This is a genomic window from Actinomycetota bacterium (assembly GCA_040905475.1).
In the GTDB taxonomy this organism is placed as follows: domain Bacteria; phylum Actinomycetota; class AC-67; order AC-67; family AC-67; genus DATFGK01.
Genome location: JBBDRM010000132.1, coordinates 1 through 21,066, shown reverse-complemented (window position 1 = coordinate 21,066; position 21,066 = coordinate 1). Strand labels below are relative to the sequence as shown.

Below are 21,066 nucleotides of genomic sequence, written 5' to 3'. Positions count from 1 at the left end.
GGCCGGGGGCGGGGCGACCTCGGGGGCGCCCGACCTTGGGGCGGCGGCCGCCCGCCTTACCATCTCCCATCCGTCCATCGCTGGCGTGGATTGTCCCGGCACCGGGGCCCGCGAGCAACGAGGTTCGAACGTCCGACCGGCCGCGCCGTCTCGGCGGCGCTAGGATGGCTCGCGGAGGGCCGGTGGACGCATACGACCTCGCAACGCTGTTCGCGCACCGGACGGTGCTCGAAGGTCTCGACCCCGACGGCCCGCCGCGGCTCGTCGCGCTAAGAGGCGCCCCTGCGTTCGGTTCGCTGGCGTTGTTCCCGGGCTCGTTCAACCCGCCGACCTCGGCGCACCTTCTCCTGGCGGAGCGCGCCCGCCGCGAGGGGTTCGCTTGTGTGCTGTTCGTGCTGGCCAGGAACACGGTGGGTAAGGAGCCCTCGGGGATGATCCCGGAGGACCGCTTGCTGGCGCTGCGGTTCATCGCTCAGCGGGCTGGGATGGGCGTCGCGGTGTGCTCCTCGGGGATGTACGTCGACATGGCCGACGCCGCGGCGATGCTGTATCCGGGGGCCCAAGTCGCTTTCTTGATCGGCTCCGACAAGGTTTCGCAGATATTCGACGCGTCCTACTACACCGACCGCGACGACTCATTGGATGCGCTCTTCGCGCGCGCGCGCTTGGTCGTCGCCCCACGCACCGAAGACGGGAAGCTCGTGAACGAGATCCTCGAGCGGGCGGAGAACCGGCGCTGGGCCGATCACGTGTCGGTCCTGCCGCTCCACCCCGCGGTGAGCGACCTTTCCTCGACGAGGGTTCGCGGTTTGCTGCAGTCGGGAGCCGAGCCGACCGGACTCGTGCCGAGTGCGGTGGGGACGTTCCTCGGAGAGGTAGGTGCATTCGCTCCAGCCACGTCGGCGGGCGGGGAACAGATCGAACGCTACCGGCTGCGTGGGATGCTGCTCGACGCGTTGTGGGACGCGCGCGATTGGGCCGTGCGCGCCGCGGACTTCCGCGCGCTCTTGCAACTCGCGATCGATCCCGGTGAGGAAGGGAAACGGTTGCGCGCGATGCTCCAGAACGGCGGGGCGCGCGCGAAAGAACTCGCGGAGATGCAGTCGTCGTCGCGTTGAAGCGCGTCGCGACCATCCTCACGAGTTTCACGGTCTTGACGGCTCGCTCTCCGTCCCCATAATCCATCCCCAGCCTTCCCTCTTCCCTGTAACGGGCGAAAGCCCATCGTGTCGGTTACCGCGCCTGGGGTGCGCGCGGGAGGAGGATGGATGGCAACCACGTATGGGGGGACGAGGCGTTCCCGGATGTATCCGTTTCTCGAGGAAGCCTCGTGTCGTGGTCTGGACCCGGAGCTCTTCTACGCGGAGGGCGGCGCGGCCGTCGCGAAGGCGAAATCGGTATGTGCCGCGTGCCCGCTCCGGCCCAAGTGCCTCGAGTGGGCTATCGCGCGCGAGGAGTTCGGCGTTTGGGGCGGGACGACGGCTCGGGAGCGCGCCCAGATCCGGCGGCAGCGCGGCGTGCGGCTGGTGCCGGCCGGCGTCGGCTAGGCGCCTTCAAAGCGACCACGCGCCGCGTGCGGTCCCGAAGCTGGCTCGCCGCCGTTACGCGGTTACGTCCCATGTCCTTGGCCCGATAAAGCGCATCGTCCGCTGCGGCGATCAGTTCTGCGGGGTTCGACCCGTCGGACGGCGCGGTGGCCGATCCGATCGAGACGGTGATCCGGCGCCGGGGACCAAGTTTGGGCGCCGCGACCGTGTTCGCCACCGCTTGGCGAACGCGCTCGGCGACCTGAAGCGCGCCCTCTTCGTCCGTCTCCGGCAGCACGACCGCGAATTCCTCGCCGCCGTACCGGGCAACGACGTCGAACGATCGCACGGCGTCGTTTATCGCGTCCGCGACCTTTCGCAGCACGGCGTCCCCGGATGGGTGACCGTATCGGTCGTTCAGAAGCTTGAAGCGATCGATATCGATGAGCAGCAACGAGAGACGATGGCCCGATGTCCGCAGCGAGCTGAAGCGCTCGAGCCGTCCGGACTCGGAGGCGAGAACCCGCTGGAACTCGCCGTGGTTGAGCAAGCCGGTCAACGGATCACGCTTGGCCATGTCCCGCACCGACTCGTGGAGGCGGGCGTTCGTCAGCGCGAGGATCGCGTGGTGGGCGAGTGAGGAGAGCGCCTCGATCTCGCGCAGACGCACCAAGCCGGGACGGCCGCGCCGTCCGGTCCGCGTCGCCACGAGCGCGCCGTCCCGTCCCAGCGGGACGAGCACGTATCCGCGTGTTCCGATCACGTCGGTGAGGGTCCCGTCGCGGCGGGCCTCATCGCGCGACACCACGATCGGCGTCCCTGCTTCGGTCGCCTCGCGGATCGGCCCGCGATCCTCCACCTTGGTCCCGATGAGACCGGTCGACCCGTATCCTCCGCTACAAACGAATCCGCTCTCCTCGCGGAACAGGACCGCCGCGCCGGAGAATCCGAACCCATCAACGACGCCGCGACACAGGTCGGCGAGGATCTCCTCGAGCGACAGCGTGTCCTCGATGTCGAGGGTGACGCGTCTGATCGTGGCGAGCTCGGCGTTACGACGTCTCAGCTCGCGCTCGTTCGAGGTGGAGAAGAGGATCGCGCTGCCGGCGACGACCCACAGCGCGGCCATCGCCTGAAGTCCACGCGGGAAACCACCCGGGCTTCGGATCAACCCCGCGGAGCCGGCCACATCGAGCGCCAGGATCGCGCTGCTCGACAACAAGAGGAGCCGGACACCGACCGAGGATGAAAGCAAGATCCCCGCTGCGATCGCCTGCAGCGTGAAAAGGAAGACGAGTGGGCTGGCGGCCCCGCCGGTCGCGGCGGCCAGGCCGGCGATCACCGCAACGTCTCCGAGGACCGAGCACCAGACTGCCACACCGAGGATCCGCGGCATTCGGATGGCGAGCGTCTGCGTTGCAAGACCGAACGCGGCTTGCGCGATCAGTAGCGTGACGAGCCGGCCGCGCGGAAGAGGAGCCTCCGGTGATGCCGCCAGGGTCACGAGGACGAGCACCGGCGTCAGGTAGCGGACGGAGAAGAAGATCGAGAGTCGATCCGGGGTGAAGCCCCCGAACGGTCGTGCCGTCTCGCTCTGGCTAGAGGCGGAAGGTCCGCTGCTCATGGAAGGCCTTCCTCTCCTCTTCGACCTTGATCAAGCGGCCGGGGCCGCGTGCCGCTACGAAGAGGAGGCCGACCGCGAAGAGGCCGAGGAGCATCGGCGCCGCCACGGGGCCGGCGAGATCAGCGGCGCGTCGCGCCGCACGGGCGAATCCTTGACCGACCGCAGCGACATACGAGGCCGCGGGGACACGGGTGCTGCTGACCTGAGTTGACGGACCGGTCAGCCCGCTCGGCAGGAGAAGCCTGTCCGTGGACCACGAGCCGGTATGGGGCACCCGAGGCGCCACCTGCTTCGCGGGTGCAGGTACCGGCTGCTGCTTGCCGCCCAGGACGTCGGTCGGGGTGCCGTTTCCGCCGAGCACGTTCGAGACACCCTCGGTCACGCCCTCGACGACGTCGCCGAGATCGGTCGAGACCGGGAGCTCGCCGTTCAACAGCTCGTCGAGGTTCAGCAGGTCCTCCAGGTTCAGCGGCTCGTCCAGCAAGGGTTCGTCCAAGAGATCGGCCGACGCAGAGATCTGTGCGAATGCGAGCAACACGACTACAGCAATCAAGGCTCCGATACGCGTGCGGCGCGTCGGGCCTCGGTTCCGGCGTCGGATACCTGTCACAGGCCTCACCTCCAGGTCCTTCGGTGTGCCTAACGAGCGAGGCCATGGTCCTGTCGGGCTATTTCGAATAGTCCTTGCCCGGTTCGGTCTGCAGCGTCCCCTTCGCCCCCGCTAGAATCGTGACCTCGTGTCCCCTGAAGAGTCCCCTCCAGCACGACCCGAGCCCATGCTGACCGTGCCGCCGGGCACGATCGCACCGGACGGAGCTCCGGACGGAGCCGACGGGCTGGGCACGATCGAACAGCCGGCCAAGCTGTTGAGGATCGCGGTGATGATCCGCGAGCTCCTCGAGGAGGTTCGCCGGCAGCCGCTCGACGAGAATGCCCGCGAGCATCTTCGCGATATCCACGCGAAGGTGATCGCCGAGCTCAAGACCGGCCTATCGGGCGCGCTGGCGGAAGAGCTCGAGCGGATCACGCTGCCGCTTCCCGCCACGGGCGTCCCGAGCGACTCTGAGATCCGCATAGCCCAGGCGCAGCTCCTCGGGTGGCTGGAGGGATTGTTCCAGGGCATCCAGGCAGCGATCGCGACCCAGCAGATGGCGGCGCAGGCCCAGTTGATGGAGATGCGGCGCCGTGGGCTGCCCCCCGGTCTGGGACCCGTTCCCGGCGAGAGCCAGGAAGGCCCGCCCGGCCAGTACCTCTAACGCCGCGCTAACGGAGAGCGGCGGCCTCGCGGAACTTCTGGACGGCGCCTACCGTCATCACGATCGCCAGCACGAGCGCGGCCCACAACCCGAATCCCCGGCTCACTTTCACGAAACCGAACGTGAACTGTGTGACGGCCGCCCCCGGCGGGTCGATAACCAGGCGCAAGAACGTGAAGAAGAGCGTCGCCGGTGCGAGCAAGATCGTGAGCAGCGCCGAACTCTCCCGGCCGATCCGCCAGATCCCGAGGGCGGTCGGGACCGTCACCACCGCCGTGCCGAGCCCGAGCAGGGCCGCCATGATGCCGAGCGCTCCGACGTTCCAGGCACCGTCGCTCACGCTGACCCCCGGCCCGATCGAAGCCTCATACCACGGAAGAAACGTCGAGACGAAGTACCCGATGCTGGCGACCATGAGGATCCGGTCGGGCGCACTGAGGGTCCCGATACGTTCGCGGAGTGCGGCCCAGTCGGGCCCACCGCCGGCCGGGTCCGGTTCAGCGGGCGTGGGTTCGGGCGGCGGTTGGTCCATCTCAAGTGCTGACCGACCGGGCGTTTCCGCCCGGCCGGTGCTCTCACATCCCGTTGATTACTGCGCTGTCTTGTAACGCTGCCAGGCGCCGTAAGTCATCACGGCGGTGAATACGATCGCAAGATAGAGCCCGAACTTGGTGAAGCTCGTCTCGGTGATCAAGCGCAGCAGCACGAACACGAAAGCGCCGCCGCACAGCCCCAGCAGAAGCGGCCCGGTTGCCTGAACCGGCAGCTGCATCCCGACGGTGCTGGCAAGCACCAGAAGGGTGGCCGCGAGGCCCAGAAGGATCGCGATCACCGCGAGTCCACCGGCGCTCCAGCCCTTCGCGTTGGCCGAGAACCCGATCCCCGCGATGCTCCCGCTCACGCCGTACCACGGCAGGAACGAGTCGATGAAGAAGAGCAGTCCCCCGATCAGGATCAAACGCTCTGGCCCCTTCGCCGCGGTGAGCTTGCCCTTCATCTCTCCCCAGTCGGGCCCCCCCGCGCCCGGTGATGCGGGCGGTCCCCCTCCAGGCGGTTGATCCATGGCAGGCCTCCCAGCCTCGTCGGTCGGGACGCAGTGTCTCCCCGCTGAATGCGCAGGTCAAGGAACTCGGCATCGCCGGGCGACGGCGTTTGGTAAATGAACGAACTCTCATTTAACCTGAGCCTATGGCAAGACCGCGGGCGGCGAGCAAGGAGGCGATCCTCGAGGCGACCTTGGACGTCTTCCGTGAGCGCGGCTACGAAGGAACGACGATCCCCGCCATCGCGGAACGCCTCGGCATATCCCAGGGCACGCTGTACAACTACTTCCCATCCAAGGAGAAGCTTCTGTTCGCGTGCGCCCGCGCCGGCGGCACGCCCGGCGCGATCTTCACTCAGCTACGCGAGCAGGTCGGGATGCGGCCGGTCTCGGACCTTCTGGAAGAAGCGGCGCTCGGCGTCGTCCGGTTCCTGGAGCTGCGCCTCCCGGCCGTTCTCATGCGGGGTGCCCGCGCCACGTCCTCCGATCGTCCCGGAGTCGAGTTCCCGCGCCGAGGGCTGGAGGCGGTGCGCGACTACTTCGCCGCAGAGGTGGAAGCGGGCCGGCTCCGTGGGGATCCGGAATCGTTCGCTTGGTCCTTCATCGGCGGTCTCTTCTATCGCGCCTTCTTCGAGCGGGTGTACGGGTTGCCTCTCTCGTTCGAGGGGGACGCCGAACGGTTCGCGCGCGAGTGGGCTAGGGGATTCGCAGCGGCGGAAAGTCCGGTGCGCTGATGGCTCATCGCTTCATGCGGCTCGGACCCGACCCCGACGACAAGCCCACTCAGCCGGTCACCCGCGACATGCTGCTGCGTGTCGCCCGCACGTTCACGCCGCACTGGCGCAAGGGGCTGGTGGTCCTCGGCGCGATCGCCGCGTCGGCCGTGCTCGGCGTGTTCCCGCCGCTCCTGACGCGCTCGATCATCGACAAGGCGATCATCCCCGGCGATACGTCCCTTCTGAATTGGCTCGTCGTCGCGATGATCGTCGTGTCGGTCGCCGGCGGACTCGTCGGCGTCGGGCTGACCTACCTCAACACGACGATCGGCCAGAGCATCGTCTTCGACCTGCGGACGCAGCTGTATGGGACGCTCCGGCGGCAGGGCATGCGCTTCTTCACGCACGCGAAAGCCGGAGAGCTCGTGAGTCGCTTGTCGAGCGACGTTTCGGGCATCGAGGGCGTCGTCACAAGCACCGTTTCGCAGGTCCTATCCAACGTGCTCACCGTCGGAACGACCCTGGCCGTGATGCTCGCGCTCGACTGGAAGCTCACGGTGGTTTCTCTGGCGATCCTGCCTCTTTTCATCGTCCCGACAAGACGCGTGGGCAAGATCCGTCGTGAGCTCGCGAAGCGGCGACAGCGCCGCGTCGCCGCGCTGTCCGGCATCGTCACCGAGACCCTGGGCGTCTCGGGCGCTCAGCTCATCAAGACCTTCGGACGCGACGCGTACGAGATCGACCGGTTCGCCGGGGTCTCGGACGATCTGCGACAGGTGCAGATCCGCGAGTCGATGGTCGGCCGCTGGTTCTTCATGACGATCCAAACCTTCTGGGCGGCGGCGCCCGCCGTCGTCTGGCTCGCTGGAGGGCATCAGGTAATCGGCGGCACGCTCTCGATCGGTGACGTGATCGCGTTCACGGCGCTCCAGGGCCGACTGTTCATGCCGATCAACCAGATCCTGACCGTGCACATCGAGGTCCAGTCGGCGCTCGCGCTCTTCGAGCGGATCTTCGAGTATCTGGACCTGGAGCCCGACGTCGTCGAACGCATCAACGCGCTGGAGCACGAGTCGCCGATAGGACGTTTCGCTTTCGAGGAGGTGTCGTTCGCGTACCGAGCCGATCTTCCGGTCTTGCAGGACGTCTCGTTCGAGGTCGCCCCGGGAACGATGACCGCGCTCGTCGGGCCATCGGGCGCGGGAAAGTCGACGATCGCAGCGCTCGTGTCCCGACTGTACGACCCCGACCGCGGCGTGATCACACTCGACGCGATCGACCTGCGAGATCTCACGCTCACCTCGGTCGCGGACGCGGTCGGCGTCGTCGCGCAGGACACATTCCTGTTCCATGCGACGCTCCGGGAGAATCTTCTGTACGCGCGGCCGGAGGCGAGCGAGGACGAGATGATCTCCGCCGCGAAAGCGGCGCAGATCCACGACTTCGTCGACGCGCTGCCCGAGCGCTACGACACCGTGGTGGGGGAGCGGGGTTATCGCTTGTCCGGAGGGGAAAAGCAGCGCGTCGCGATCGCCCGCGCGATCCTGAAGGATCCCCGGGTGCTGGTGCTCGACGAGGCGACGTCTGCGCTCGACACGCGGTCGGAGCGACTCATCCAGGACGCCGTCGCTCGCCTCCTGGAGGGCCGCACGGCGATCGTCATCGCACATCGACTGTCGACGATCCTGGCCGCCGATCAGATCTTGGTGGTCGATGCCGGAAGGATCATCGAGCGGGGCCGCCACGCGGACTTGCTCGCCAAGGGCGGCCTATACGCGCGCCTGTACCGTGAGCAGTTCGGCGGCGAGCCCCTGGCTGAGGTGCTCGCGTGACCCCGGTGGAGGCAGCCTCCCGGCCGGCATCGTGCAGACCCCCTTGTCCCTCGCGGCGGCCTCTGGTCATATGGCGCCATGCTGAGGAAGATCATGGCTACGACCGACGGAAGCGAGCGAGCATACCGAGCCGTCTCGTTCGCGGCCTCGCTCGCCGAGAAGTTCGGCGCGGGGCTCTCGCTCGTCCACATCCGCGGGGACGGCGGCGAAGCTCCCGAACCCGTGCGCGAACAAGCCGATCGCGCCAAAGCCAAGCTCGTGATCCTCGCCCATGAGCGGCCCGACGAGGCGATCTGTGCCTACGCGGAGGAGGCCGACATCGACGCGATCGTGCTCGGCAACTACGGGATGAGCGAGCGCAAGCAATTCCTGATGTCCAACATCCCCAACCGGGTTTCTCACAACGCGCCCTGCACGGTGATCATCGTCGACACGCGCGACGATGCCTGGAAGCGGCGGTCCAAGCGCTGATGGTTCAGACCTCCGATCCGCTCGAGCACGAGCAAGCCCCGGGCACGCTGATCCGCCGGGCAAGCCGGATCGCCACCGTCATGGCGCGGAACGGGCTGGGCGACTTCTTCGGCAAGGAGGCCGAGGCTTCGGGCAACGTCGAAGCCGTGCACGAACGGGCGCGGAAGTTCCGCGACGCCCTTCAAGAGCTCGGGCCGACGTTCTCCAAGCTCGGACAGATCTTGTCGACGCGGCCCGACCTGCTGCCGCCGGCGTTCATCCAGGAGCTCGCCACCTTGCAGCAGAACGTGACGCCGCTGACCGAGGAGGAGGTCGTCGGCGTCATCGAGGAAGAGCTGCGCGTGCCGTGGGAGGACGCGTTCGCGTCCATCGATCCCACGCCCCTCGCCGCCGGGACGATCGCGCAGGTGCATCGCGCGGTGCTCGAGGACGGCGAACGGGTGGTCGTCAAGGTTCAGCGGCCGCGGGCGGAAGACGAGATCACCACCGACCTCGAGCTCTTGAAAGTGTTCTCGGAGGCGACCGAGCACCGCAGTCAGTTCCGCCGCATGATCGACGTTCCCGCGATCGTCGAGCACCTCTCCGAAGGGCTCCGCCGCGAGCTCGACTTCCGCGGAGAAGCGTCCAACATCGCGCGCATGAGCCAGATCCTCGAGCCGTTCTCGCGGCTGGAAGTGCCGAAGGTGTACGACGTGTTTACGACCCCTCGCCTGCTGGTGATGGAAGACATCGACGGCGTCGGCCTGCGCAACGCACCGGAAGGGACCGAGCGCCGGGAGGCGGCGCGTCAGCTCCTCGAGTCGTACTACCGCCAGGTCCTGAGCGAAGGCTTCTTCCACGCCGACCCGCACCCGGGGAACATGATCTGGCGGGACGACAAGATCTACTTCATCGACTTCGGGATGGTCGGCGAGCTCGACGCCGGGCTGCGCGACTCTTTGCTGATGCTCGTGATGGCGCTGTGGCAGGAGGATCAGCAGTTCGCCGCCGAAGCGATCCTGGCGCTCGCCGAGCAGGACGACGACACGAGCAGCGCGGGGATCAACGAAGCGTTCGTCGCCGATCTCGGCAGAATCATGGAGAAGCACCGCAACCTCTCGCTCAAAGAGATCGAGCTCGGCCCGCTGCTCACCGAGCTGACCGCGGTCGCGCTCAAGCACGACGTCCGGCTGCCGGCTTCCATGGCGTTGACCGCGAAGGCGCTCGCGCAGATGCAGCTCGCCGCGGCGGAGCTCGACCCGACGCTGGACCCGTTCGCGGTTGCCGGGCAGTACATGTTTCGTCACATCCTGGGAAAGGTTCGTGCCCGAGTGGCGCCCGGCAAGATGCTCTACGAGATGTCGAAGGTCCAGGCCCGAATGGGCCGGATCTTCCTCGCGCTCGAGAACCTCATGGGTGCGGCGAAGGGCGGGCGCTTGCAGGTGCAATTCCGCGGGACCGAGCGCCTCGAGGACTCGATCCGATCGGCCGGGCGCCGTCTCGCGTTGTCCTTCGGTGCGGCGGCGACCATCGGAGGGGCTGCGATCGCGAGCACCGCGGACGGGGTGCCGACCTGGCTTCCGGTCACCGGCGTGAGCGTCGGGGCGGGGCTCGTTTTCGGGCTGATCGTGGATCTGCTGCGGAAGCGGTAGGAGCGGTCAGGCCATCCGCTCGAGGCCGCGCATCATGCGCCGCTGTGCGATCAAGACCACCGGGACCATCAGGATGCGGAGGGAGCGCCGCTCGAGGCGAGCCAGTCGCCGTGAGAACCGCCCCATCTTCTTGGTCTTCTTAGTGCTCCGAGCTGCCATGACGACCCCCTTGATCCCCGGTACGCCCCGAACAATAGGGCTCGGGGTGCTCCGCGCCTAGGGTGGCCGCCTGTGAAGATGGGGGAGGCCACCCCCCACCGCAGGAGGCCGGGAAGCCGCCCGGTAAGGTAGCCCCGTGCCCCCGAAGAAGCCCTCGAGAGCTGCCTCGAAGAAGCGGCCGAAGCCGACGAAGCGGCCGCCCGCTAAGGCGAAGAAGGCCGCGTTCACCCGGGCGTGCTCCCGTTGCGGGCGGACGGAAGCCTGCGCCCAGGGCGGCCTCCCGGCCGGCTGGTCGGCCGGCATCGAGGGTCGCCGCGTCGAGTACCTCTGCCCGGCGTGTGCGCGCGGCAACATCCGCGCGATCGAAGGCCGCCTGACCGAGGAGTACTGGGAGTTCTAGCCGGCGCCGATCACGGCGCCGCCGCCGCGGAACGGAACGGTCACCGTCATCTGGACTTGGGCCACGAACGGCGTCCGGATCGACGAATGGTCGAGCGAGGTGGGCGAGACCTCCACGGCGATGGTGTGCCCCGGCAAGACGGCCCAGGCGACCGACGTCAGGTCGACCGTGAACGTCTGAGCTGTGTTCGACAGATTCTTCACGCGAAGGGGCGCGACCTGATCGTCGATCGCGATCGCCTCACCCGAGCTCAGGTCGATCAGCTTGATGAAGAGCGCCGCGTCGGGCCCGATCCCGGTCACCGACACGGTGGCCGTTGGGATGCCGAGCAGATGCGCGCCCGGCGGGATAGGAACGGGGATGCGGAAACCGTCCGGCGCCGGGCCGGCCTGCAGCGGCGTGCCGCTCGTCGGAACGATCGTGTTGACGAGCGTGCCGGATCCGCTCACCGGGAAGGCGGTCGTCGGCAGCGCCGAAGCGCTCGCGAACGTGCCGTCCTGGAGCTGGTAGTCGATCGCGGCGCCGGTGTCGCTCGCGGCATTCCCGCGGATGTACCGGTCGAACCACGCGAGCACCGCGGCGTCGATGAATTCGCCTTGGTCCCCGCCCTGGCAGGCCGTGCCGCCGCCGATCGCGTGGCCGCCGCAGAAGAAGATCATCTTCGTCGGCACGCCGTTCGCGGCGATCTGCCGTTGGTTGTAGATCGCCTGATTGAGGTTGAACAACGTGTCGATCGTTCCCTGGGTGAGCAGCGTCGGCGCTTGGATGCCCGGGATCGGCGTGCCGTCGGCGAGCGTGGCGCCGTTGATGTAGTGCTTCGGGCTGCGCGCGTCGAACCAGGCGACGCTCTCGGCCGAGACCTCGTTCAGCACGGCGCCTTCGATCAGCGCCTTGTGGATCTCGAACGCGAGGCCGCCGGTCTCGCCGGCGGGGATGCCGGCCGCGGTCCCCGTCGCGGTGCCCAGGCCGTACAGCGCCAGGTCCCACCCGAGCTTGTTGATGCCGCGCGGGAAGATCGCGTACGGAAGGTCGTTCCACGCGATGTCGGGCGCGATCGCGTCTACGCGATGATCCGCCGCCGCGGTCATGAGCTGGATCCCGCCGGCGTACGAACCGCCGAGCATCCCCATCCGGGGGTCGTCCGGTCCGTCTGTCTGGATCTCCGGCCGGCTCGCCGCGTACGAGATGAGTGCTTGCACGTCTCGCACCTCGAACTCCTGCGCGTCGACGTTGGCCTCGCCGCCCGAGGAGCCGAACCCGCGCTGATCCCACGTCAGTACGGCGTAGCCGTCGTCGATGAGGAGCTTCACGTCGCCGTCGTAGGTCGTCTGTCCGGACCCGCCCCAGCCGTGGGTCATCAAGATGACCGGGACCCGGTTGGAAGCCGAGGCGTCGGCCGGCAAGAACAAGTGGTAGAGGATCTTCGTGCCGTCGAAGGACTCGACGACGCCGTCGGTGATCGTGGGCTCGGCGGCCTGGGCCGGGACGAAGACGGCCAGCGCGGTCGCGCAGACCACGGCCGCGAGCAGGCGGCGATGTGCGGCTCGAAGCATTTTCGATTCCCCCTTGGTGGTCGAGCGGATGCGTTCGAAAAGTACAATTCGACCACCCGGTCGGAACTCCTGCCGGGGGAGTGCCGTTACGATGATCTCGAGATGAGCGCGTATCGGTTCGAGCGCGACCGGATGGTCGAGGTGGCGTTCGCCAAGAGCGCCGCCGAGGCCGAGGTCATCAAGATGACGCTCATCGCCCACGGCTTCGAGGCAGCCCTGTCGCCCGCGGCGGCGGGATACCCGTCGATCGACTTCGTCGAGGGCCGCCATGTCCTCGTCCGGATGGCCGACGAGCACGCCGTCCGCGAGGTCCTCCGGAAGCTTGCGACCGGGGACGCCGGCAAGCCGAACGACCCTCCGGCGGTCTAGAGCTGCTCGAACCGCGCGGTGAAGTGGCGCAGGAACGGGGTCTGGTGGGTGATCCGGTACCCACGCAGATCTTTCGAACCGGGCACAACCGAGCCTACGACCTCGGCGACGTAGTCGATGTGCGACTGCGTGTAGACGCGTCGCGGGATCGCAAGGCGAACCAGCTCCATCGGAGCCGCCTCCTCGGAGCCGTCGGGCTGGACGCGACCGAACATGACCGAGCCGATCTCGACGGTCCGGATGCCTCCCGCGCGGTAGAGCTCGACCGCGAGCGCTTGGGCCGGATACTGGGACGGTGGGATGTGTGAGAGGAACGATTTCGCGTCGACGTAGACCGCGTGCCCGCCCGGCGGGTTGATGGTCGGGATCCCGGCGGCGTTGATCTTCTCCCACAGGTACTCCACCGAACGGACCCGATACCGGAGGTAGTCCTCGTCGAGCACCTCGCGGATGCCGACCGCGATCGCCTCGAGGTCGTAGCCGGCGAGCCCGCCGTAGGACGGGAACCCTTCCGTCAGGATCAGGTTCGCGCGGCAGCGCAGCGCGAGATCGTCGTCGTTCATCGCGAGGAAGCCGCCGATGTTCGCCAGGCCGTCCTTCTTCGCGCTGAACGTCGCGCCGTCGGCGAGCGAGAACATCTCGTGCGCGATCTCGAAGGGCGTGCTGCCGGCCTGGCCGGGCTCTCGCTGCTTGATGAACCACGCGTTCTCGGCGAAGCGACACGCATCGAGGAAGAACGGGACGCCGTGGCGGTCGCACACGGCCCGCACAGCGCGCAGATTCTCCAGTGAGACCGGCTGCCCGCCGCCGGAGTTGTTCGTCACGGTGACCAGCACCAGCGGCACGCGATCGCGGCCGGTCTCGGCGATCGTCCGGTCGAGCCGCTCGACGTCCATGTTTCCCTTGAACGGATGGACGGTCATCGGCTGCGTACCTTCGGGGATCACCAGGTCTCGCGCGATCCCTCCGTCGTGCTCGACGTTCGCTCGTGTGGTGTCGAAGTGCGTGTTGTTGGGCACCACATAGCCTGGCTTCACCGTCTCGGCGAACAGGATCCGCTCGGCGGCGCGCCCCTGATGCGTCGGGATGATGTGTCGGAAGCCGGTGAGCTCTCGAACCGCCTCCTCGAACCGGAAGAAGGAGCGCGAGCCGGCGTAAGACTCATCACCGCGCATCATCCCCGACCACTGCGCCGCCGACATCGCGCCGGTCCCGGAGTCGGTGAGCAGATCGATGAGCACGTCCTCGGCCTTGAGCCCGAAAAGGTTGAAGCCGGCCTCGCGCAGCGCTCCCTCGCGCTCCTCGGGGGTCGTGAACCGGATCGGCTCGACGGACTTGATGCGGAACGGCTCGATGATCGTTCGGACATCCAGGGTCATGCTCGACCTCCCGCGACGTGTCGGCACATCCTCGCACCTCTTCGGATCCTTGCCGAAGCGTCGTAGACTCTGACGTGCGATGAAGGTGATGCTGCACCTTCGCGAGGGCGTCACCCCGGCGCGCTTCCTGACGGACCTTCGCGTCCGGATCCGCTCCGGCGAGATCGGCCGCGCATGGGAGGTCACCCGCTCCAAACCCTCGACGGTGATCCGTCGCGTCGGGCGGTTCAAAACAAGCCCCGTCACGCTCAAGCCGGCCCCGAAGCGACGGGCTGCATCCGATCATCGCCCGCCGGACATCGTCGCCTCGCTGTCGGGCAAGGACGCGGTGCTGGTGCTTCGGTACCTCGTGTATCTCCTCGCCAGCAAGCTCGGTGATCAGGTCGAAGGCTTCTATGTCCCGCTCGACGACGCCTAGGTTTTGAGCGCCACTTCGATCGCGTCGTAGAGAAGGCCCGGCGCCTCGATCATCGGGAAGTGCCCGACGCCGTCGAGCCGTACGAGCGGCGTCCCCGGCCGTTCCGACACGAAGCGCTCCGCCATCGCGGAGACGGCGATCGGGTCTCGCTCGCCCCAGACCACCGTGATCGGCGAGGGGTGGTCGCGAAGCGCCGCGATCCAGCGGCCCTCGTGCACCCGGCGCTCCTCGATGTAGCGGATCGTTCGCGGAAGGATCGTTTGACCATCATTCCGCGAGAGCAGCTCCCACTGAGCGCGAAGCTCTTCCTCGCTCGGCGGCGTGTCGCCGAAGATCGAAGCGATCGAGGGCCCGAACGTGTCGTACGCGGGCGAGATCTCGATCGGGAGCGGCGCGTCGTCCATCGCGAGGAGCATCTGCTGTCCGGGGGACAGCTGCGCCATCTCGATGTAGATGCTGCCGTTGGTGAGGACGCGTTTGGTGACGTCGAACCTGAGCTTGCCTTCGAGCGACCGCGCGTACAGCTCGGCCGCGATCGAGTCGCCCATGTCGTGGGACACGACCGCCGCCCGTTCGATGCCGAGCATCCGGGCGACCTCTTCGGCGATGGTCGCTTGATCGAACAGCGAGTAGCGGATGTCGGTGGGCTTGTCGGACAGCCCGAAGCCGAGCCAGTCGAAGGTGACTATCCGGCGTCCGCGCGCCAGCGGGTCGATGATCCCTCGCCAGTCGAACGACGACGTCGGGAATCCGTGGAGGAGGAGCAGCGGCTCGGCGCGCTCACGGTCGGCGGGGATGTCGACACAGAAGATCCGCCGGCCACCAACGTCGAGGTAGCGTCCCCGGTCCTCCCACTCCTCCACGAGCTCCACGGCGCGGGAGTTTAGCGAGGCGTCGTCCGCCCATGCCCTGTATGGTGAGCTGAGTGGGGGAGACGCGCTTCGCGAGCTTGCCCGATGCGACGGTCGCCTACGAGATCATCGGCTCCGGCCCTCGGATCGTTTGGTGTCATGGGCTCGGCTCGTGCCGTGAAGGGGACCGGGACGTGATCGACCGCCTCGCCGAGCATTTCACGGTCCTCGGCTACGACGCTCGAGGCCACGGTGACAGCCCACCGGTCACGGACGAGCACTCGTACAATTACCCGGCGCTGTCGGCAGACCTGCGCGCGCTTCTCGACTACGTGGAGTGGGAGCGCGCCGTTCTCGCCGGCGCGTCGATGGGAGCGGCGACGGCCGCCCGAGTCGCGATGGAGCAACCGGAGCGGGTGGTCGCGCTGATCCTGGCCCGTCCCGCCACCCCCGGCGGTCCGGCGTCTCCGCAGATGCAGCTTCTCTTCCGGATGGGCGGGGAAGCCATCCGCTCAGGCGGCTGGGACGCCGCGGTCGAGTTCTTGCTCAACATCCCGGAAGCGGCCGAGCAGCTGGCCAAGGATCCCGGCCGCCTCGACTCACTCCGCGTTGAGTGGTCGCGGCACGACCCGGCGTCGATCGCCGCGGCGCTGATCGGCATCCCGAGCTCAGGGCCACTCACGGAGGAGGTCGACATCGGCTCGATCACCGCGCCGACGCTCGTCATCCCCGGCGACGACATGCTCCACCCGACCGCGGCCGGCGAGGCCGTCGCCGCGCTGATCCCCGATGCGCGACTCGCAAGCCGGTTCAACGGGCTTCCGCGCGACGAAGAGACGCGCGGCTTCGTGCAGCTGATCCGCGATTTCGTCGCGGAGGTCTAGTCCGGACCGGGCCCGAGCCCAAGCTGACGGTGCGTTGCGCCCATACACCGATCCATCACCACGGTGAGGCCGCCTTCTTCGCCGATCCGCTCGGCCTCCTCGGACTCGATCCCCGACTGGAGCCACAGGACCTTCGCGCCGATCGCGACGGCTTGCCGGGCGATATCCGGAGTCTCCTCCGCGGGCCGGAACACATCGACCACGTCCACCGGCTCTTCGATCTCGCCGAGCGAGGCGTATGCCCGCTCGCCGAGGATCTCGCCTCCTTTGGGGCTCACCGGGATGATCCGATACCCCTGGGACTGCAGGTACCGCGGGATCCGGTTGGAGGCCTTGCTCTCGTCACCTGAGGCTCCGACCACCGCGATCGTCTTGAAGTCCGCGTAGATCTGCTTGAGTCCGTCCTGTGTCGGTGCGGTCATGCTTTCCTCCTCGCTAGATGAACCCCTTCAAGACGCCGGCCAGCTGCCGTTGGTGCTCCTGTCCGTCGAACTTCAGTAGTGGACTGGACGGAAGCGTGTGCTCGTCGACCCGCCCGTCGCGTCGCACGTACACGGCCGGACGGATGTCGCCGTCGGCGTCGGTCTCGACGGCGACCGCCACGGCGTTCGGTCCCGTCTCGTCCACGAAATGGGCCAGCGGCACGATCCCCTCGTCGACGATCCCTCGACTGGGATCGAAGATGAGCTGCCGCGCGAGATACGACTGCTGGTTCCAGAGCTCGGGCGCGTAGGTCGCCTCCGCGAGCAGATAGCCCACGAGGTCGCGGGCCGCTACGAGCGGACGTTCGGCCGCGAGACCGAGCGTCGTCTCCGCGATGCGCCGCGCCATAACCCGAGCGTTGTACCGGAAGCCGTGCACCGCAGCCGAGTTCGATGGGATCCCATACTTCTTCAGGCCGATGGAGCCTTGCGTTATCGAGCCGGCGAAGAAGACCCCGGGGACCGAGGTGCTCTCCCACCAAGGCGACTGCGCCGGGAGTCGTCCTTGGTAGAAGGTCGCGACGCCGAGCTGCGGCAAGTCCCCCAGGGGCGTCGCGAAGCCGGTCGCGGCGATCACATCGTCCGCGTCGATCACCATGTCTCCCGGCTTGGTGGTGCCGTGCAGCATCGCCCGGTACCCGGTCGCCGTCCGCTCGACGCGTTCGGTCGCCGCGTCGAGCACGACGTTCCCGCCGCCCAGAACGTGGTCCTCGTACGGTTGCAGGTAGCGAGCTCGCGCGGCCGCGGTCGAGTGCACCAACACCGAGATCCGTGCCGGTCGCGGCGACGCAAGCACGATCTGGCTGGCCCAGGGCAGCAGCCCGTCGGCGATCTCGAAGCCGGAGTTGCGTTTGCCGATAACCAAGACGCGCCTGCCCGCGTACTCGCGAACGGGTTTCATGTCGACGTAATGCGGAACGTCCTCGAGACCGCTGATCGGAGGCTTCCAGGGCTCGGTCATCCCGACCGCAACGATGAGCGCCTTGCACCGGTACTCGCCGTCCGACGTGACGATGACGAACCCGTTCTCGCCGTCGCGACGCGTAGCCTCCCAGCGGCAACCGTAGCGCACGTTCACGCCGCCGCGATGCGCGAAGGCCGCGAGACCGCGCTCCATCTCGTCTCGCGACGGGAAGTATGAGGTGCCGTCCATGAACGAAGGCACCAAGGCCCGTTGGCCGGGCTCCTCGCCGATGAGTGAGTTCCAGTCGTACCACTCGTACGGCCGGGTTCCGCGCGCGGCCGGCGCGTGCGGCTTCGTCCATGTGATCAGGCGCTGGAAAAGAGGGAACCGGCGGAACATGCCGCCGGGCTGGTCGTCCTCGGAAAGGATCGCATGCTCGACCCCGAGCCGCGCGAGCGAGTACGCCGCCTGCAGCCCGCCGGCACCGCTGCCGAGCACCACCACCGGGTAGTCGCCCGGTGGGAAGGGCCGAGCGTTCAGCTCCGCCACTGGTTCGACGCTCGGAGCCGCCGGGCCACGGCCTGGAGCATCCGGAACATCACGGTCGGGTGTGTTTGGAGGAAGTCGCCGAGCAGGGGCCCGGGGAGAACGACGCATCGGAGCGGGGCGGCTGCGACGACGTCTGCCACGGGCGGCTCGCCCAGCAGCAACGACATCTCTCCGAAGAAGTCGCCGCGAGAAAGGCGTGCGCGGTCGCTGCCGTCGATCTTCACCGTCGCTTCACCGTCGAGGATCACGTAGAACCCGGCACCGGTGAACCCCTGCCGCAGGATCCGCTGACCGGCGGAGAACCACTCCTCCTCGAACGTGTGCGACACCTCCTGGAGCTCAGGGCGCGACAGGTCGGCGAACAGCGACAGGCCGCTCAGGACGTTCGTGATGTCATCGGTTTCGGGCACCAGGCGCTCCCTTCGCTTGCGAGCCCGGCCAATCTACCGTTCCGCGTTGAGTGCTGTCTCGCCGCGAGTCGCGCGCCGAGCCCGGCGCGTGCGAAACTGCCCAGCCGTGAACGACGCGACGACGACGCAGCGCATCGAGCGGCTCCGATCGGTGCCCATCTTCTCGGAGCTCGACGACGTGGGGCTGAGCGCCATCCTGGCCTGTGCGACCGAGTTCGACGCGCCGGCCGGCCATGTTCTCGCCGAGGCCGGGATGGCCGGTGCCGGCTTGTTCGTGATCGAGGAGGGGAGCGTCACCGTCGAGTTGCCCGGCCATCCACGCGAGCTTGGGCCCGGCGACTTCTTCGGTGAGCTCTCGCTCCTGGTCCCCGAAACGCCGCGCGCCGCGCGGGTGCGGACCAGAACGAAGGCACGGTGCCTCGCTCTTTCGCGTCACGACTTCGAGGGGTTGCTGGAGTCGCAGCCAAAGATGGCGCTCGGGATGCTCCGCGTCTTGGCGCGGCGCATCCTCGACCCGGCGCACTAGCCTCAGCGGTGGGGCTCCTGGCCGATCTCGCCGCCGCGATCGCGGCGGGGGAACAGACTTCGGAGCGAGCCGTCGGGTCGGCGCTCGCCGCCGCCGAACGGCTTCAGCCGATCCTCAACGCTTTCACCGTCCTGCGGCACGACGACGCGCGAGCGGAGGCGAACGACGCCGACCGGGCCGCTCGATCGGGAGCGAAAGATCGGCCGTTGCTGGGGGTGCCGGTCGCGGTGAAGGACCTCTACGACCTGACCGGAACGGTCACCAGTGGCTGTTCGCGCGCCTATCTCTCGAACCAGCCTGCGACCGTCGATGCCCACGCGGTCGCGGCCCTGCGCCGCGCCGGCGCGGTGGTGATCGGCAAGACCAACATGCACGAGCTGGCGTTCGGTGCGTCGACCACGGTCTCGTGCTTCGGGCCGGCGAACAATCCATGGGACCCCGAGCGGATGCCCGGCGGCTCGAGCGGAGGCTCCGCTGCGGTCGTCGCGGCTCGCATCGTCGGCGCAGCGCTGGGGAGCGATACCGGCGGCTCGATCCGCATCCCGTCGTCCTTCTGTGGAACGACCGGCCTCAAGGTGACCGGGGGCTCGCTGCCGCTCGACGGAGTCTTGCCGATGAGTCCCTCGCTCGACACTCCCGGTGGCATCGCCTCCGATGCCATCGATCTCGCGCTGGTGCACGGCGTTCTCAGCGGCGAAGCCGTCCCGATCCGGCCCGCGCAGCCGCTCGAAGGGCTCCGGTTGATCGGCGTACCGACGGACCACTTCTTCCAAACGATCGATCCCGAGGTCGAATCCGCCGTGCGTGCGGCGATCGACGTATTCGCCGCCGACGGGATCGAGATCCGCGACGTACCCGTCCCGTGGGCCTCCGAGGCCGACGATTCCTGGTTGGTGCTGGCGCTCGCCGAGTTCGGGCGTGCCCACGCGGCGCTCCTGGACCGCTTGGACGATCTCGATCCGGCGATCCAGATCACGTTGCTCGCCGGTGCCGCGATCACCGCGGAGGACGAACGAACCGCACGCGATCGCGCGACGATGGCGCGCAATGCGTTTGCTTCGACGATGGCCGACGTGCAGATGCTGGTAACCCCCACCACGCCGTTCTCTGCCCCTCGCCACGACGAGGCCACGATCACGGTCGCCGGGGTCGAGGTGAACGTGCAGCTCGGCGCGCAGTCGCACCTCACCCGGCCGATCAGCACGATCGGGGCGCCGGCCGCCTCGCTCCCGTGCGGCGTGACCTCCTCGGGCCTGCCGATCGGGATGCAGCTCGTTGGACGGATGGGCGGCGAGCGTCATCTGTTGCGCGCTGCGGCTCGCTACCAGGACGAGACCGGCTGGCATCGGCGGCTCCCACCGAACTCGGCCTGAGGAAAATGGAACGGGCCGGCGGGGGGTATGCCGGCCCGTTCCGGAGGTCGATCTCAGCCCACGAGCCTGCGACGCGCGAGCGCAGCCAGCGCGGAGATCCCGAGGGCCATGGTGACGGGCAGCGCCGCGCCGTCGCTTGCTCCGGCGCCTTCGTCGCGAGAGTCCTGCGCGAGCGAAGCGTTGAGCGGAAGGTCGATGGCGGCCCCGCGCTCGAAGGCGCAGAAGGTTTGGTTGGACCACTCGGTCGCCGTCTCGTAGCCGGATGCGGTAACCGTTAGCAGCGCCTGCACGACCACCGGCTGCTCGTCCGCCGGCCCCGGAGCGGGCTGCGGCTCGATCGGCTCCGGGAGCGGAACCGGCTCGGCGGTCCCGGGAGCCGGATCGGGCTCGATCGTTCCGGGCTCTGTGCCCCCACCCGTCCCCGGATCGGGCTCGACGGGTGCGGGCTGCGGCTCGACGGAGGGCGGCGCCGGTTCAACGATGACTGTGCTGCCGCCGGATCCCTGCGAACCGGGTTCGGTCTGGCCTGACGACGGGGGCGCGCCGCCGCCGGAGGCCGGCTCGCTCCCGGGAGCGCTTCCTGATCCTCCCGTGTTGGCATCGCCCGACGATACGGTGCCGTCGGACGAGATCGCGGCGTCGGGCGGGAGCGGCTTGTCGTCGACGGCCACGCCGGGGTCTTCCAGGAAGGGAAGCGGCTGCGGCTGTGAC

Annotated in this window: 25 protein-coding genes; 13 read left to right on the top strand and 12 right to left on the bottom strand. The window is 68.3% G+C overall.

What is annotated here, in order from left to right; translation table 11 throughout:
* Window positions 1–182 precede the first annotated feature (182 nt).
* Both WEB06_16075 and WEB06_16070 read left to right on the top strand, forming a co-directional pair.
* Window positions 183–1,118 (top strand): hypothetical protein, encoded by a 936-nt coding sequence (locus WEB06_16075; GenBank protein ID MEX2557132.1) that lies wholly within the window; start codon window positions 183–185, stop codon window positions 1,116–1,118.
* Between the two features lie 150 nt (window positions 1,119–1,268).
* Window positions 1,269–1,547, top strand: a complete 279-nt coding sequence (locus tag WEB06_16070; protein ID MEX2557131.1) for a WhiB family transcriptional regulator — start codon at window positions 1,269–1,271, stop codon at window positions 1,545–1,547.
* Here the strand turns inward: WEB06_16070 and WEB06_16065 are convergent.
* Both WEB06_16065 and WEB06_16060 read right to left on the bottom strand, forming a co-directional pair.
* Window positions 1,441–3,150, bottom strand: a complete 1,710-nt coding sequence (locus tag WEB06_16065; GenBank protein ID MEX2557130.1) for a sensor domain-containing diguanylate cyclase — start codon at window positions 3,148–3,150, stop codon at window positions 1,441–1,443. The genes WEB06_16070 and WEB06_16065 overlap by 107 nt on opposite strands.
* Window positions 3,125–3,760, bottom strand: coding sequence for a hypothetical protein (locus WEB06_16060; protein MEX2557129.1), 636 nt, complete (start codon window positions 3,758–3,760; stop codon window positions 3,125–3,127). Before WEB06_16060 ends, WEB06_16065 begins: the two co-directional genes overlap by 26 nt.
* 127 nt (window positions 3,761–3,887) lie before the next feature.
* Here WEB06_16060 and WEB06_16055 point away from each other — a divergent pair, with 127 nt between their 5' ends.
* Window positions 3,888–4,406, top strand: a complete 519-nt coding sequence (locus WEB06_16055; protein ID MEX2557128.1) for a proteasome activator — start codon at window positions 3,888–3,890, stop codon at window positions 4,404–4,406.
* 7 nt (window positions 4,407–4,413) lie between these two features.
* Here WEB06_16055 and WEB06_16050 read toward each other — a convergent pair whose 3' ends face one another.
* Both WEB06_16050 and WEB06_16045 read right to left on the bottom strand, forming a co-directional pair.
* Window positions 4,414–4,938 (bottom strand): hypothetical protein, encoded by a 525-nt coding sequence (locus WEB06_16050; GenBank protein ID MEX2557127.1) that lies wholly within the window; start codon window positions 4,936–4,938, stop codon window positions 4,414–4,416.
* A gap of 57 nt (window positions 4,939–4,995) precedes the next feature.
* A complete protein-coding gene (locus WEB06_16045; protein ID MEX2557126.1) occupies window positions 4,996–5,469 on the bottom strand; it encodes a hypothetical protein in 474 nt (157 codons plus the stop codon).
* A 125-nt stretch (window positions 5,470–5,594) separates the two neighbouring features.
* Between WEB06_16045 and WEB06_16040 the strand changes: the two genes are divergently transcribed.
* From WEB06_16040 to WEB06_16025, 4 genes are all read left to right on the top strand, one after another.
* A complete protein-coding gene (locus WEB06_16040; GenBank protein MEX2557125.1) occupies window positions 5,595–6,182 on the top strand; it encodes a helix-turn-helix domain-containing protein in 588 nt (195 codons plus the stop codon).
* Window positions 6,182–7,996: an ABC transporter ATP-binding protein gene (locus WEB06_16035; protein ID MEX2557124.1), complete on the top strand. Its 1,815-nt coding sequence runs from the start codon at window positions 6,182–6,184 to the stop codon at window positions 7,994–7,996. Before WEB06_16040 ends, WEB06_16035 begins: the two co-directional genes overlap by 1 nt.
* Window positions 7,997–8,074: 78 nt before the next feature.
* A complete protein-coding gene (locus WEB06_16030; protein ID MEX2557123.1) occupies window positions 8,075–8,467 on the top strand; it encodes a universal stress protein in 393 nt (130 codons plus the stop codon).
* Window positions 8,467–10,098, top strand: coding sequence for an AarF/UbiB family protein (locus WEB06_16025; GenBank protein ID MEX2557122.1), 1,632 nt, complete (start codon window positions 8,467–8,469; stop codon window positions 10,096–10,098). The genes WEB06_16030 and WEB06_16025 overlap by 1 nt, the downstream gene beginning before the upstream one ends.
* 6 nt (window positions 10,099–10,104) lie before the next feature.
* Here WEB06_16025 and WEB06_16020 read toward each other — a convergent pair whose 3' ends face one another.
* Entirely contained in the window at window positions 10,105–10,257 is a 153-nt protein-coding gene (locus WEB06_16020; protein MEX2557121.1) for a hypothetical protein, read from the bottom strand.
* Window positions 10,258–10,393: 136 nt separating this feature from the next.
* On the opposite strand from WEB06_16020, the gene WEB06_16015 reads away from it, so the two are divergent.
* Window positions 10,394–10,657 carry a hypothetical protein gene (locus WEB06_16015; GenBank protein MEX2557120.1) on the top strand — a complete coding sequence of 88 codons (264 nt, stop codon included), beginning with the start codon at window positions 10,394–10,396 and terminating at the stop codon, window positions 10,655–10,657.
* Here the strand turns inward: WEB06_16015 and WEB06_16010 are convergent.
* Entirely contained in the window at window positions 10,654–12,210 is a 1,557-nt protein-coding gene (locus WEB06_16010) for a CocE/NonD family hydrolase (GenBank protein MEX2557119.1), read from the bottom strand. The genes WEB06_16015 and WEB06_16010 overlap by 4 nt on opposite strands.
* Window positions 12,211–12,312: 102 nt before the next feature.
* Between WEB06_16010 and WEB06_16005 the strand changes: the two genes are divergently transcribed.
* Complete coding sequence (locus tag WEB06_16005) at window positions 12,313–12,579, top strand: hypothetical protein (protein ID MEX2557118.1); 267 nt, start codon at window positions 12,313–12,315, stop codon at window positions 12,577–12,579.
* Here the strand turns inward: WEB06_16005 and WEB06_16000 are convergent.
* On the bottom strand, window positions 12,576–13,958 hold the full coding sequence (locus WEB06_16000) for a tryptophanase (GenBank protein MEX2557117.1): 1,383 nt from the start codon (window positions 13,956–13,958) through the stop codon (window positions 12,576–12,578). The two genes, WEB06_16005 and WEB06_16000, sit on opposite strands and share 4 nt — an antisense overlap.
* Before the next feature lie 79 nt (window positions 13,959–14,037).
* Here WEB06_16000 and WEB06_15995 point away from each other — a divergent pair, with 79 nt between their 5' ends.
* Window positions 14,038–14,376, top strand: a complete 339-nt coding sequence (locus WEB06_15995) for a hypothetical protein (protein ID MEX2557116.1) — start codon at window positions 14,038–14,040, stop codon at window positions 14,374–14,376.
* Here the strand turns inward: WEB06_15995 and WEB06_15990 are convergent.
* The gene (locus tag WEB06_15990) at window positions 14,373–15,248 is read right to left on the bottom strand and encodes an alpha/beta hydrolase (protein ID MEX2557115.1); all 876 of its coding nucleotides are present in this window, start codon (window positions 15,246–15,248) and stop codon (window positions 14,373–14,375) included. The two genes, WEB06_15995 and WEB06_15990, sit on opposite strands and share 4 nt — an antisense overlap.
* Before the next feature lie 53 nt (window positions 15,249–15,301).
* Between WEB06_15990 and WEB06_15985 the strand changes: the two genes are divergently transcribed.
* Window positions 15,302–16,111: an alpha/beta hydrolase gene (locus WEB06_15985; GenBank protein ID MEX2557114.1), complete on the top strand. Its 810-nt coding sequence runs from the start codon at window positions 15,302–15,304 to the stop codon at window positions 16,109–16,111.
* Here the strand turns inward: WEB06_15985 and WEB06_15980 are convergent.
* The 3 genes from WEB06_15980 to WEB06_15970 are packed head-to-tail and all read right to left on the bottom strand — an operon-like array spanning window position 16,108 to window position 18,456.
* A complete protein-coding gene (locus tag WEB06_15980) occupies window positions 16,108–16,533 on the bottom strand; it encodes a CoA-binding protein (GenBank protein ID MEX2557113.1) in 426 nt (141 codons plus the stop codon). The two genes, WEB06_15985 and WEB06_15980, sit on opposite strands and share 4 nt — an antisense overlap.
* A 13-nt stretch (window positions 16,534–16,546) precedes the next feature.
* The gene (locus WEB06_15975; protein ID MEX2557112.1) at window positions 16,547–18,046 is read right to left on the bottom strand and encodes an NAD(P)-binding domain-containing protein; all 1,500 of its coding nucleotides are present in this window, start codon (window positions 18,044–18,046) and stop codon (window positions 16,547–16,549) included.
* On the bottom strand, window positions 18,034–18,456 hold the full coding sequence (locus WEB06_15970) for a cyclic nucleotide-binding domain-containing protein (protein ID MEX2557111.1): 423 nt from the start codon (window positions 18,454–18,456) through the stop codon (window positions 18,034–18,036). The genes WEB06_15975 and WEB06_15970 overlap by 13 nt, the downstream gene beginning before the upstream one ends.
* 106 nt (window positions 18,457–18,562) lie before the next feature.
* Between WEB06_15970 and WEB06_15965 the strand changes: the two genes are divergently transcribed.
* Entirely contained in the window at window positions 18,563–18,982 is a 420-nt protein-coding gene (locus tag WEB06_15965) for a cyclic nucleotide-binding domain-containing protein (protein MEX2557110.1), read from the top strand.
* Between the two features lie 8 nt (window positions 18,983–18,990).
* Window positions 18,991–20,355: an amidase gene (locus WEB06_15960; protein ID MEX2557109.1), complete on the top strand. Its 1,365-nt coding sequence runs from the start codon at window positions 18,991–18,993 to the stop codon at window positions 20,353–20,355.
* Between the two features lie 53 nt (window positions 20,356–20,408).
* Here the strand turns inward: WEB06_15960 and WEB06_15955 are convergent.
* Window positions 20,409–21,066 (bottom strand): hypothetical protein (locus WEB06_15955; protein MEX2557108.1); only part of this gene is annotated, 658 nt, incomplete at its 5' end.

Excerpts from the sequence above, each read along its gene's own strand:
- WEB06_16030 (MEX2557123.1), top strand. The coding sequence starts at position 8,075 with ATGCTGAGGAAGATCATGGCTACGACCGACGGAAGCGAGCGAGCATAC.
- WEB06_16005 (MEX2557118.1), top strand. The coding sequence starts at position 12,313 with ATGAGCGCGTATCGGTTCGAGCGCGACCGGATGGTCGAGGTGGCGTTC.
- WEB06_15980 (MEX2557113.1), bottom strand. The coding sequence starts at position 16,533 with ATGACCGCACCGACACAGGACGGACTCAAGCAGATCTACGCGGACTTC.
- WEB06_16070 (MEX2557131.1), top strand. The coding sequence starts at position 1,269 with ATGGCAACCACGTATGGGGGGACGAGGCGTTCCCGGATGTATCCGTTT.
- WEB06_16020 (MEX2557121.1), bottom strand. The coding sequence starts at position 10,257 with ATGGCAGCTCGGAGCACTAAGAAGACCAAGAAGATGGGGCGGTTCTCA.
- WEB06_16035 (MEX2557124.1), top strand. The coding sequence starts at position 6,182 with ATGGCTCATCGCTTCATGCGGCTCGGACCCGACCCCGACGACAAGCCC.
- WEB06_16050 (MEX2557127.1), bottom strand. The coding sequence starts at position 4,938 with ATGGACCAACCGCCGCCCGAACCCACGCCCGCTGAACCGGACCCGGCC.
- WEB06_16040 (MEX2557125.1), top strand. The coding sequence starts at position 5,595 with ATGGCAAGACCGCGGGCGGCGAGCAAGGAGGCGATCCTCGAGGCGACC.
- WEB06_16010 (MEX2557119.1), bottom strand. The coding sequence starts at position 12,210 with ATGCTTCGAGCCGCACATCGCCGCCTGCTCGCGGCCGTGGTCTGCGCG.
- WEB06_16000 (MEX2557117.1), bottom strand. The coding sequence starts at position 13,958 with ATGACCCTGGATGTCCGAACGATCATCGAGCCGTTCCGCATCAAGTCC.
- WEB06_16025 (MEX2557122.1), top strand. The coding sequence starts at position 8,467 with ATGGTTCAGACCTCCGATCCGCTCGAGCACGAGCAAGCCCCGGGCACG.
- WEB06_16065 (MEX2557130.1), bottom strand. The coding sequence starts at position 3,150 with ATGAGCAGCGGACCTTCCGCCTCTAGCCAGAGCGAGACGGCACGACCG.
- WEB06_15995 (MEX2557116.1), top strand. The coding sequence starts at position 14,038 with ATGAAGGTGATGCTGCACCTTCGCGAGGGCGTCACCCCGGCGCGCTTC.
- WEB06_16045 (MEX2557126.1), bottom strand. The coding sequence starts at position 5,469 with ATGGATCAACCGCCTGGAGGGGGACCGCCCGCATCACCGGGCGCGGGG.